This window comes from Streptomyces sp. 1222.5, from assembly GCF_900105245.1.
Taxonomy (GTDB): Bacteria; Actinomycetota; Actinomycetes; order Streptomycetales; family Streptomycetaceae; genus Streptomyces; species Streptomyces albidocamelliae.
In genome coordinates this window covers 5834763-5846209 of the sequence record NZ_FNSZ01000001.1, presented here as the reverse complement: position 1 = coordinate 5846209, position 11447 = coordinate 5834763, and the positions used below count along the sequence as shown (strand labels likewise).

Annotated in this window: 7 protein-coding genes, 3 tRNA genes and 1 pseudogene; 6 read left to right on the top strand and 5 right to left on the bottom strand. The window is 71.6% G+C overall.

Going from position 1 to position 11447, the window contains the following annotated elements:
* Positions 1 to 240: 240 nt before the first annotated feature.
* The 3 genes from BLW57_RS26335 to BLW57_RS26325 all read right to left on the bottom strand — a co-directional run bounded on the left by BLW57_RS26335 (position 241) and on the right by BLW57_RS26325 (position 642).
* Positions 241 to 314: transfer RNA gene (locus BLW57_RS26335), tRNA-Ile, on the bottom strand.
* A gap of 176 nt (positions 315 to 490) precedes the next feature.
* Positions 491 to 563: transfer RNA gene (locus BLW57_RS26330), tRNA-Asn, on the bottom strand.
* A gap of 6 nt (positions 564 to 569) precedes the next feature.
* A tRNA-Asn gene (locus tag BLW57_RS26325) sits at positions 570 to 642 on the bottom strand.
* 161 nt (positions 643 to 803) lie between these two features.
* Between BLW57_RS26325 and BLW57_RS26320 the strand changes: the two genes are divergently transcribed.
* From BLW57_RS26320 to BLW57_RS26305, 4 genes are all read left to right on the top strand, one after another.
* Positions 804 to 1109: a hypothetical protein gene (locus tag BLW57_RS26320; protein ID WP_093477876.1), complete on the top strand. Its 306-nt coding sequence runs from the start codon at positions 804 to 806 to the stop codon at positions 1107 to 1109.
* A gap of 83 nt (positions 1110 to 1192) precedes the next feature.
* A complete protein-coding gene (locus BLW57_RS26315; RefSeq protein WP_093477874.1) occupies positions 1193 to 2647 on the top strand; it encodes a xylulokinase in 1455 nt (484 codons plus the stop codon).
* Between the two features lie 131 nt (positions 2648 to 2778).
* Positions 2779 to 4512 (top strand): ABC transporter ATP-binding protein, encoded by a 1734-nt coding sequence (locus tag BLW57_RS26310; RefSeq protein WP_093477873.1) that lies wholly within the window; start codon positions 2779 to 2781, stop codon positions 4510 to 4512.
* On the top strand, positions 4512 to 6440 hold the full coding sequence (locus BLW57_RS26305; RefSeq protein ID WP_093477871.1) for an ABC transporter ATP-binding protein: 1929 nt from the start codon (positions 4512 to 4514) through the stop codon (positions 6438 to 6440). Before BLW57_RS26310 ends, BLW57_RS26305 begins: the two co-directional genes overlap by 1 nt.
* A 55-nt stretch (positions 6441 to 6495) precedes the next feature.
* On the opposite strand, the pseudogene BLW57_RS26300 reads toward BLW57_RS26305, so the two are convergent.
* Positions 6496 to 7795, bottom strand: a pseudogene (locus BLW57_RS26300) (RNA polymerase sigma factor).
* Between the two features lie 111 nt (positions 7796 to 7906).
* Here BLW57_RS26300 and BLW57_RS26295 point away from each other — a divergent pair.
* Together BLW57_RS26295 and BLW57_RS26290 are read left to right on the top strand one after the other, a co-directional pair.
* Entirely contained in the window at positions 7907 to 8524 is a 618-nt protein-coding gene (locus BLW57_RS26295) for a hypothetical protein (protein ID WP_093477868.1), read from the top strand.
* Entirely contained in the window at positions 8521 to 9498 is a 978-nt protein-coding gene (locus BLW57_RS26290; protein WP_093477867.1) for a nucleotidyl transferase AbiEii/AbiGii toxin family protein, read from the top strand. Before BLW57_RS26295 ends, BLW57_RS26290 begins: the two co-directional genes overlap by 4 nt.
* Here the strand turns inward: BLW57_RS26290 and dnaG are convergent.
* Positions 9495 to 11402, bottom strand: a complete 1908-nt coding sequence (gene dnaG / locus BLW57_RS26285) for a DNA primase (RefSeq protein ID WP_093477865.1) — start codon at positions 11400 to 11402, stop codon at positions 9495 to 9497. The two genes, BLW57_RS26290 and dnaG, sit on opposite strands and share 4 nt — an antisense overlap.
* Positions 11403 to 11447 lie beyond the last annotated feature (45 nt).

The window sequence follows — 11447 nt, the reverse complement described above, 5'->3', positions numbered from 1 at the left end:
CGCGGCCGGATCTCACGGGAGCCGTCGTGGACGCGGGGCGGCGGTCAGGGCGGCCGGCCGCGCCCGCCCCACCCGCCCCACCAGGACCGCCGGACCCGCGCCGCGCACGGGTCCGCACAGGCGGCACGGCCCGGGAAGGTCCGCCGACGACGAAAGCGCGGGCCGGGAATACTCCCGGCCCGCGCTTGATCGTGTTCCTCGCCACGCAGGTCGCATCGTTTCTGCACCTGCGGTGTCCTGTGGGGCGGGTGGGACTCGAACCCACGGCCGACGGATTATGAGTCCGCTGCTCTAACCGGCTGAGCTACCGCCCCATAGCGGCGTGTCGCGTACATGTGTGCGCGCCGTCTGCCGCAGCATAGCCGCTCATACGATCTCCTGCTTCGGATGGTCGGCTTCCGCGCTGCTCATGAACCTGAGGACATCTCCGCAGGCGCGGCGGTTCCCCGTGGACATGAAAAAGGACCCCGGAGGGTCCTCGTTCAGCGTGCTCCCCCGACTGGACTCGAACCAGTAACCTGCCGGTTAACAGCCGGCTGCTCTGCCAATTGAGCTACGGAGGACCGAAGCTCCCCCGACTGGACTCGAACCAGTAACCTGCCGGTTAACAGCCGGCTGCTCTGCCAATTGAGCTACGGAGGATCGCCTCGATTGCATCGAACGTACCTACCTGGGTATTCGCCAGGGGGCGGGCGCTCGCTGCGACACATACATTAGCGCAAGCAGGGGGGTGCTCCGCCAATCGGTATCCCCCGGCGCCGACGCCGCACCAGAGACCTAGGCACAAGGGAAGGGTGGCAGCCATGCGCTACCGGCTCACGTTCGTCGCCGGAATGGCACTCGGTTACGTACTCGGCACGAGGGCCGGACGCGAGCGCTACGAGCAGCTGAAGAAGTCCGCTCAGCAGATCATGCAGAACCCGGCCGTCCGCAACACCGCGGAGAGCGCCGCCCAGCAGGGCCGCGTCTACGCCGGGAAGGCCTTCCACACGGTCAGCGACAAGGTCGGCGACCATGTCCCGGCCTCGGTCGCCCAGCGCGTCCGCTCCCTGCGCGAGCGCAACGTCAACGGCACGGCCGACGACGACTGGGGCACGAGCAACACCTGACGTCCCAGCTCGGCGCCGGTGCTCCGCCGCCGCCCGCGGCGCCCTGGCGGAAGCAGCCCCGGCGGTACGGCAAAATCTTCGGTATGGGGATAGTCGCCGGCTTGGACAGCTCGCCCGATTTCACGCGCATCGTGGTCTGTGACACGGACACCGGTGCCGTACTCCGGCAGGGATACGCACCGCATCCGGTGGAGACGCCGGACGGTGCGGGCCGCCCCAGCGACGTCGACCCGCAGGCCTGGCTGCTCTCCCTGGGCGAGGCCGCGGGGGGCGGCCTGCTGGAGGGCGTGCAGGCCATCGGCGTCTCCGCCCAGCAGAACGCGCTGGTCCCGCTGGACGCCCAGGGCAACACGGTGCGCCCGGCGCTGGTCGGCGGCGACAAGCGGGCACAGGTCGCGGCGGCCGATCTGGTCGACGCGCTCGGCGGGCGCGAGGCGTGGGCGCAGGCCGTGGGCTGCGCGCCCCAGGCCGCCCAGCCGGTCACCAAGCTGCGCTGGCTGGCGAAGAACGAGCCCGAGAACGCCCTGCGCACGGCCGTGCTGCTGCAGGCCCACGACTGGCTGGTGTGGCAGCTGCTCGGGCGGCCGGTGCGGCGGACCACCGACCGGGGCGGCGCCTCCGGCACCGGCTACTGGTCCGCGGCGAGCGGCGGCTACCGGCCCGACCTGGTCGAGCTGGCCCTCGGCCACCAGGCGATACTCCCCGAGGTGATCGGCCCCTCGGACGCGGCCGGCACGACCCCTGAGGGGCTGCTGATCTCCGCCGGGACCGGGGAGACCATGGCCGCCGCGTTCGGGCTCGGGATCGGGCTCGGGGACGCGGTGGTGTCCCTCGGGGCGTCCGGATCGGTGATGGCCGTGCACCCGGAGGCGCTCGTCGACCAGTCCGGGATGATCACCTCGCTGGCCGACGCCACCGGCATGCACCTGCCCGTCGTCACCACCCTGAACGCCGTGCGGACCCTGCGCGGCGCCGCCGAACTCCTCGGGCTGCCGGATCTGGAGAGCCTGTCCGATCTGGCCATGAAGTCCACGCCGGGCTCCCACGGACTGGTGCTGCTGCCCTACCTGGAGGGTGAGCGGACGCCGAACCTCCCGCACACCGCGGGGACGCTCGCGGGGCTGCGACGGGAGTCGATGAAGCCCGAGCACCTGGCGCGGGCCGCGTTCGAGGGCATGCTGTGCGGACTCGGCGACGCGCTGGACGTCCTGCGCGGGCGGGGCGTGGACGTGCGCCGGATCTTCCTGCTCGGCCAGGCCGCCGAGCTGTCCGCCGTGCAGGCCGCGGCGCCCTCGCTGTTCGGCGCCCAGGTCGTCGTGCCGCAGCCCGCGGACTACGCGGCGATCGGCGCGGCCCGGCAGGCGGCCTGGGCGCTCGGGGTGTCGCAGGGCACGCTCGACCCGCGCACCCCGCCGGCCTGGCAGGGCGCCGCGGCGCAGGTGCTGGAGCCGGGCGAGGAGCTGGCGGTGGGCCAGGCGGTACGGCAGCAGTTCACCGCGGTGCGGGAGCAGACCCATCCGGGCGCGTTCCGCCCGTAGCACCGCGAACCCGTATGGATGCCGGTTCGCCGCTGTCGGCTTAATCGGTTGAGGTAACGCGGGTGGAGTGTCGGACGATAGGGGCCAGGGGCAACCACCCCGCCCCCACCGCCGACTCCGAGAGACGTAGCGTGCTCATACGACTTCTGCGGACCTATCTCAGGCCCTACAAGAAACCCATAGCGTTCCTGGTGCTGCTGCAGTTCCTGCAGACCTGCGCCACCCTCTACCTGCCCACCCTGAACGCGGACATCATCGACAACGGTGTCGTCAAGGGGGACACGGGCTACATCCTGTCCTTCGGTGCCCTGATGATCGGCATCTCGCTGGTCCAGGTCGTGTGCAACGTCGGTGCCGTGTACTTCGGCGCCAGGACCGCCTCCGCCCTCGGCCGGGACGTGCGCGGTGCCGTCTTCGACCGGGTGCAGTCCTTCTCCTCCCGTGAGCTGGGCCACTTCGGGGCGCCCTCGCTCATCACCCGTACGACGAACGACGTGCAGCAGGTCCAGATGCTGGCCCTGCTGACGTTCACCCTGATGGTCTCCGCGCCCATCATGTGCGTCGGCGGCATCGTGCTCGCCCTCGGTCTCGACGTCCCGCTGTCCGCCGTGCTCGTCGCGGTCGTCCCGGTGCTCGGCATCTGTGTGACGCTGATCGTGCGCCGGCTGCGGCCGCTGTTCCGGACCATGCAGGTCCGGCTCGACACGGTGAACCGGGTGCTGCGTGAGCAGATCACCGGCAACCGGGTGATCCGCGCCTTCGTCCGCGACGAGTACGAGCAGGGCCGCTTCGGGAGGGCCAACGGCGAGCTCACCGAGATGCAGCTGGCCACCGGCCGGATGCTCGCGCTGATGTTCCCGATCGTCATGACGGTGGTGAACGTGTCGTCGATCGCCGTGGTGTGGTTCGGCGCGCACCGCATCGACAGCGGCGGCATGAAGATCGGCGACCTGACCGCGTTCCTCGCCTATCTGATGCAGATCGTCATGTCCGTGATGATGGCCACCTTCATGTTCATGATGGTGCCGCGCGCGGAGGTCTGCGCCGAGCGCATCCAGGAGGTCCTGGGGACCGACTCCAGCGTGGTGCCGCCGACCGCGCCGGTCACCGAGCTGCGCCGGCACGGGCACCTGGAGATCCGCGGGGCGGGCTTCCGCTACCCGGGTGCCGAGGAGCCGGTGCTGACGGACATCGCGCTGGAGGCCCGGCCGGGTGAGACGACCGCCGTGATCGGCTCCACCGGCAGCGGCAAGTCGACCCTGCTCGGACTCGTCCCCCGGCTGTTCGACGCCACCGAGGGCCAGGTGCTGGTGGACGGCGTGGACGTCCAGGAGGTCGAGCCGAAGCTGCTCGCGAAGACCGTCGGGCTCGTGCCGCAGAAGCCGTACCTGTTCGCCGGCACGGTCGCCACCAACCTGCGCTACGGCAATCCGGACGCCACCGACGAGGAGCTGTGGCACGCGCTGGAGGTGGCGCAGGCCAAGGACTTCGTGCAGAAGCTGGAGGGCGGCCTGAACGCGCCGATCGCCCAGGGCGGCACCAACGTGTCCGGCGGCCAGCGGCAGCGGCTCGCCATCGCCCGCACCCTCGTGCAGCGCCCGGAGATCTACCTCTTCGACGACTCCTTCTCCGCGCTCGACTACGCGACGGACGCGGCGCTGCGCTCGGCACTCTCCCGGGAGACCGCCGAGGCGACCGTCGTCATCGTCGCCCAGCGGGTGGCGACCATCCGGGACGCCGACCGGATCGTCGTGCTGGACGAGGGCCGGGTCGTCGGCACCGGCCGGCACCACGAGCTGATGGCATCCAACGAGACCTACCGGGAGATCGTGCTCTCCCAGCTGACGGAAGCGGAGGCCGCCTGATGGCCGGGCCCATGGGACGCATGATGGCCGGGGGCGGCCCCGACCAGCGCTCGATGGACTTCAAGGGCTCGGGCAAACGGCTCGTCGCCCAGTTCAAGCCCGAACGGGTCACCATCTACGCCCTGTTGTTCTGCGTGGTCGTCAGTGTCGGCCTGAGCGTGATCGGCCCGAAGATCCTCGGCCGCGCCACCGACCTGGTGTTCTCCGGCATCATCGGCCGGCAGATGCCGGCCGGGGCCAGCAAGGAGCAGGTCCTCGACTCGATGCGCGAGCGGGGCCAGGGCTCCGTCGCGGACATGCTCCAGGGCACCGACTTCACCCCCGGCGAGGGCATCGACTTCGACGCCGTGGGGCACGTCCTGCTGCTCGCCCTCGGCACGTTCCTGGTCGCCGGTCTGCTGATGGCCGTCGCGACCCGGCTGGTCAACCGGGCCGTGAACCGCACCATGTACCGGCTGCGCGAGTCCGTGCAGACGAAGCTGTCGCGGCTGCCGCTGTCGTACTTCGACAAGCGTCAGCGCGGCGAGGTGCTGTCCCGGGCGACCAACGACATCGACAACATCGGGCAGACGCTCCAGCAGTCGATGGGCCAGCTGATCAACTCGCTGCTGACCATCATCGGCGTGCTCGTGATGATGTTCTACGTCTCCTGGATCCTGGCCCTGGTCGCGCTGGTGACCGTGCCACTGTCGTTCGTGGTCGCCACCCGGGTCGGCAAGCGCTCGCAGCCGCACTTCGTCCAGCAGTGGCGCTCCACCGGAAAGCTGAACGCCCACATCGAGGAGATGTACACCGGGCACACCCTGGTGAAGGTGTTCGGCCGGCAGGAGGAGTCGGCGAAGCAGTTCGCCGAGCAGAACGACGCCCTGTACGAGGCCGGGTTCAAGGCACAGTTCAACAGCGGTGTCATGCAGCCGCTGATGATGTTCGTGTCCAACCTGAACTACGTGCTGGTGGCCGTCGTCGGCGGTCTGCGGGTGGCGTCCGGCGCGCTGTCCATCGGTGACGTGCAGGCGTTCATCCAGTACTCGCGGCAGTTCTCCATGCCGCTGACGCAGGTCGCGTCGATGGCGAACCTGGTGCAGTCCGGCGTCGCGTCGTCCGAGCGGATCTTCGAACTCCTGGACGCGGAGGAGCAGGAGGCGGATCCGGTGCCGGGCGAACGGCCCGCGGAACTGCGCGGACGGGTGGGCCTGGAGCACGTGTCGTTCCGCTACGACCCGGAGAAGCCGCTGATCGAGGACCTCTCGCTCAAGGTGGAGCCGGGGCACACGGTCGCGATCGTCGGCCCGACCGGCGCGGGCAAGACCACGCTGGTCAACCTGCTGATGCGGTTCTACGACGTCTCCGGTGGCCGGATCACCCTCGACGGCGTGGACATCCGGAGCATGTCCCGCGACGAACTGCGCTCCGGCATCGGCATGGTGCTCCAGGACACCTGGCTGTTCGGCGGCACCATCGCGGAGAACATCGCGTACGGCGCCTCCCGCGAGGTCACCCGGGGCGAGATCGAGGAGGCCGCCCGGGCCGCGCACGCCGACCGGTTCGTGCGGACCCTGCCCGACGGCTACGACACCGTGATCGACGACGAGGGCACGGGGGTCAGCGCGGGTGAGAAGCAGCTCATCACCATCGCGCGGGCGTTCCTGTCCGACCCGGTGATCCTCGTCCTGGACGAGGCGACCAGCTCGGTCGACACCCGCACCGAGGTGCTGATCCAGAAGGCGATGGCCAAGCTGGCGGCCGGCCGCACGTCGTTCGTGATCGCGCACCGGCTGTCGACGATCCGGGACGCGGACACCATCCTCGTGATGGAGAACGGGTCCATCGTCGAACAGGGCGCGCACACGGACCTGCTGGCGGCCGACGGCGCGTACGCCCGGCTGTACAAGGCCCAGTTCGCCCAGGCCGTGGCCGAGGTGGACTAGCTCCGAGCGGTGCCGGGGTGCCGCTGCCGCGGCGGCGGCACCCCGGCGGCCGGACTCAGTCGAGGTAGCCCCTCAGCTGGTCCGCGAAGGCGTGGTCCCGGAGCTTGTTCAGCGTCTTGGACTCGATCTGCCGTATCCGCTCCCGCGTCACCCCGAACAGCCGGCCGATCTCCTCCAGCGTGCGCGGCCGGCCGTCGATGAGTCCGTAGCGCAGCTGGACCACCTTGCGCTCGCGCTCACCGAGCGTGGACAGCACCGCTTCCAGGTGCTCGCGCAGCAGCAGGAACGCGGCCGACTCCACGGGGCTGGCGGCGTCGCCGTCCTCGATGAGGTCGCCGAGGGCCACGTCGTCCTCCTCGCCCACCGGGGCGTGCAGCGACACCGGCTCCTGGGCGAGCCGCAGCACCTCGCCGACCCGCTCCGGCGGCAGGTCCAGATGGGCGGCGACCTCTTCCGGCGTCGGCTCGTAGCCCCGCTCCTGGAGCATGCGCCGCTGGACCCGGACCACCCGGTTGATCAGCTCCACGACGTGGACCGGGACGCGGATGGTGCGGGCCTGGTCGGCGAGGGCCCGGGACATGGCCTGGCGGATCCACCAGGTCGCGTAGGTGGAGAACTTGTAGCCGCGCGCGTAGTCGAACTTCTCCACCGCCCGGATGAGGCCCAGGTTGCCCTCCTGGACGAGGTCGAGCATGGTCAGGCCGCGCCCGACGTACCGCTTGGCGACGGAGACCACGAGCCGCAGGTTGGCCTCGATGAGCCGGCGCTTGGCCATCCGGCCCAGGACCACGAGCCGGTCCAGGTCGTTCGCCAACTGACTGTCCAGGTCGGGGGTGTTGCTCAGCTTCTCCTCGGCGAACAGGCCGGCCTCCACCCGGCGGGCGAGGTCGACCTCCTCGGCGGCGGTGAGCAGCGGGATGCGGCCGATCTCGCGCAGGTACTGGCGGAACAGATCGGCCGAGGGGCCGCCGGACTCGGCCCGGGCGGCGACTCGCGGCCCGACGGGCTCGGTGATCTCCTCGGGCTCCACGGGCTCCCCCGGCTGCCCGGAGTCCTCCGTGAGCTCCTCGGCGGGCGGCTCCCCCGGATCGGCGGGCGCCGTTTCCGCGTGCAGGCCGCCACGGCCCTGCGGGGGCACGGCCACGAGGACGTCCGTCTCCGCGTCCGGCTCGTCCGCGGAGGTGCCGGTGGCACCGGTGTTGCCATCGGACTGGCTGAGGGTCTGGGTCTGCACGGGGGCGACCTCCAGGATGATCGCTGCCGAAGGTGTGCGGCAGCGGCACTTCGGGGGCGGAGAGTCGACGGCCTGCGCTCCGAGGACTCGGGCACCGCCCCCAGTGTGGAGTACGACACATCCCCGCCACGAGGGGCGTGCGGTGACTTTTTGCGTCCGCACCGTGACCGGCTGGTGACCGGCACCGGAAAAGCGGGCGCCGTCCCCGGCCCTGATCTGGGAGGATCCCCGAGTGTCCGGACTGCTGTACGAAACCCATGTGACCGTCCGCTGCGACGACGCCGCCGAGGCCGAGCGGCTGCGCGGCTGGGCGGACGCGTCCGGACTCAAGCTGACGCACATCGTGCTGGCCCGCGGCCGGATGCGGCACCAGCCGATGCTCACCCTCGCCGGCTCGTCCTCGTACGCCGAGGAGTCGGCCCGGGCGGCCGGCACCGTGGCGGCCCTGCGGTCGGCCGGCTTCGCACCGGTGCGGGTGAAGACCGAGTCGGTGCCCTGGGCGCCGGAGGTGCCCGCCGGACCGTGCGGAGGCGGACAGTACTTCGAACACCACGCCAAGCTGCTGCTCGACGCCGGCACCGACCTCGGCGCGCTCGCCGCGCGGGTCGTGCCGCACGGCGCGCACCTGTCGTGGAACGCGCGGCGGGCGCGCGGCGGCGGACGGCACGAGCGGTTCGTGACGCAGCGCTGCCGGGGGGTGTCGGACGCGGAGGCCGAACGGGCCCTGCGGCGGCTGCTCGCGGAGCTCGAGGGGCTCGACGTCCTCGGCGTGGAGCGGGAGTTCGTGCTGTACGACAGCGACGAGTCGGTGGACGACGGGTGGATCGAGGAGCGGGAGGTGTCCGTATGAGCGAGACCTGGCGAGCCCTGTGGCACGGCGGGGAGCTTCCCCCCGAGCCGCCGGACGAGGCGGCCCGGCGGGCGAACGACCTGCCCCGCACCCTGACCTGGGTGCCCGGTGACGGCATCACCCGGCGGCCCGTGTTCGAACCGGCCCTCAAGCACTACCAGAACGCCTACCGGGCCACCGATCCCGTCTTCGCCGACCCGGCGCTCGGCGCGGCCTGGCACACGGCCCGGCGGACCGCGCTGGACGGGGTCCTGGCCGCGATCGCCGGTTCCGAGTGGGCCGGGGCGCTGGTGCTGCGCGGCAGTGCGCTGATGTCGGTGTGGTTCGGGCAGGCGGCGCGTGAGCCCGGTGACCTGGACTTCGTCGTCGTACCGGCCGCGTGGCGGATCGAGGAGGAGCGGACGGCGCGGATGCTCGACGGGATCGCCCGGGCGGCCGGGGCTCGCGCCGGGGACGTGCGGTTCTCGGCACGGGACGCGGTCGTGGAGGACATCTGGACCTACGACCGGGTGCCCGGCCGCCGCATGGTCCTGCCCTGGTCGGCGCCCGGGCTGCCGGGCGGGCACGTCCAGCTCGACTTCGTCTTCGACGAGCCGCTGCCCGAGGAGCCCGAGCCGGTCCGGCTGCCGGGCGGCACGCTGCTCGGCGCGACGCCCGCGCTGTCGCTCGCCTGGAAGCTCATGTGGCTGGTCAACGACGCGCACGCCCAGGGCAAGGACCTCTACGACGCGGTCCTGCTCGCCGAGCGCCACCCGCTGCGGCACGAGCTGCTGCGCGAGGTGTTCCGGCTGTCGGGCGAGTGGCCGTACCCGTACCGGGAGGACGTGCTCCTCGTGGACGTCGTGGAGGCGGTCGGGTACGTCGAGTGGGAGCACTTCGTCACCGAGTACCCGCAGTTCGCCGACCGGGAGCGGGAGTTCGCCGAGCGGCTGGTGCGGGCGGTCACACCGGCGTTCCCGGCCGAGGCCGGCTAGAGCGCCTGCGCGCCCCGCTCGCGCAGCGTCTGGTCGTACTGCTGGAGGACCCACAGCTCGTTCTGCACGGCGGCCAGCTGGGCGGGGTCGCCGCCGGTGGCCAGGCGGGTCAGCTGGGACTGGACGTCCCGGATGCGGCGCTCGACGGCCCGGCGGCGGATCTGCACCAGGACCGTGCCGGCGTAGGTCTCGTCGACCGTGCGGCGCAGGATCGGCTCCACGGCCAGCTCGGTGACCATCGCGCGGACGACGTCGTCGGGAGCGGCCTCACGGACGCGGACCAGGTACTCCTGCGGGTCGGCCACGCCGAACTCGGCGCCGCCCGCCTCCGCGACGGCCTGGCGGACGGCGGCGTAGGGCGGGGCGGTGAACTCGTCCACGCCGTAGGCGTCGAAGGCCGGGGAGACCAGCTCGGGCCGTTGCAGGGCGAGTTTGAGCAGCTCGCGCTCGGCGGCGAAGACGGGGTTGCGCAGGGTGAGGGCCGGCCCGGAAGTCGCGGGGCGGGGGGCGCCGGCCCACTGCTGGTCGGCCGGACGGGCCGGGCCCTGCTGCGGGCCCTTGCCGCCGCGGTCACGGGCCCAGCGGGCGAGCTGGGCCACGCGCCGGACCACGAACTGGGTGTCGAGGATGCCGAGCATGCCGGCGAGTTCGACGGCGACCTCGTGCTGCGCGCCGCTGTTCTTGATGCGGGCGACGATCGGCGCGGCCTCGTCCAGGGCGGCGGCCCGGCCGGCCGGGGTGTCGAGGTCGTAGCGGCGCACGATCTGGCGGAGCGCGAACTCGAACAGCGGCGTGCGGGGTTCCACCAGGTCGGTGACCGCCTCGTCGCCCTTGGCCAGACGCAGGTCGCAGGGGTCCATGCCGTCGGGCGCGATCGCGATGTACGTCTCGGCGGCGAACTTCTGGTCGTCCTCGAAGGCGCGCAGGGCGGCCTTCTGGCCGGCCGCGTCGCCGTCGAAGGTGAAGATCACGCGGGCCGAGCCGTTGTCCATCAGCAGCCGGCGAAGGATCTTGATGTGTTCGCCGCCGAAGGCCGTGCCGCAGGTCGCGATGGCCGTCGTGACACCGGCCAGGTGACAGGCCATGACGTCGGTGTAGCCCTCGACGACGACGGCCCGGCTGGCCTTGGCGATGTCCTTCTTCGCCAGGTCGATGCCGTACAGCACCTGGCTCTTGCGGTAGATCGCCGTCTCGGGCGTGTTCAGGTACTTCGGGCCGTTGTCCGCCTCGTACAGCTTGCGGGCGCCGAAGCCGACGACCTCGCCGCCGATGTCGCGGATGGGCCACATCAGGCGGCCCCGGAACCGGTCGATGGGGCCGCGGCGGCCCTCCTGGGACAGCCCGGAGAGGATCAGCTCCTTGTCGGTGAACCCCTTGCCGCGCAGGTAGCGGGTGAGGTGGTCCCAGCCCTGGGGGCTGTATCCGACGTCGAAGTGGACGGCGGCGGCCTGGTCGAAGCCGCGCTCGGCCAGGAAGATCCGGCCGGTCTCGGCCTCGGGGCTGGTGGCGAGCTGCTCGGCGTACCACTGGGCGGCGATCTTGTGCGCCTCGACCAGGCGGATGCGCTCGCCGCGCTGGTGGGCCGGGTTGTACCCGCCCTCCTCGTAACGCAGGGTGATGCCGGCCTGGGCGGCCAGCCGCTCGACCGCCTCCGAGAAGGAGAGGTGGTCCACCTTCATCACGAAGGTGAGGGTGTCGCCGCCCTCCTGGCAGCCGAAGCAGTGGAAGAGTCCCTTGCTGGGGCTGACCTGGAAGGACGGCGACTTCTCGTCGTGGAACGGGCACAGGCCCTTGAGGTTGCCGCCGCCCGCGTTGCGCAGCTGGAGGTACTCGGAGACCACGGCGTCGATCGGGACCGCGTCCCGAACCGCCTTCACGTCCTCGTCGTTGATCCGTCCTGCCACGGATGAATTCTACGGGGGTGGTGTGACAGTCCCTGAGCGCGCGGA

Excerpts from the sequence above, each read along its gene's own strand:
- BLW57_RS26305 (WP_093477871.1), top strand. The coding sequence starts at position 4,512 with ATGGCCGGGCCCATGGGACGCATGATGGCCGGGGGCGGCCCCGACCAG.
- BLW57_RS26320 (WP_093477876.1), top strand. The coding sequence starts at position 804 with ATGCGCTACCGGCTCACGTTCGTCGCCGGAATGGCACTCGGTTACGTA.
- BLW57_RS26290 (WP_093477867.1), top strand. The coding sequence starts at position 8,521 with ATGAGCGAGACCTGGCGAGCCCTGTGGCACGGCGGGGAGCTTCCCCCC.
- BLW57_RS26315 (WP_093477874.1), top strand. The coding sequence starts at position 1,193 with ATGGGGATAGTCGCCGGCTTGGACAGCTCGCCCGATTTCACGCGCATC.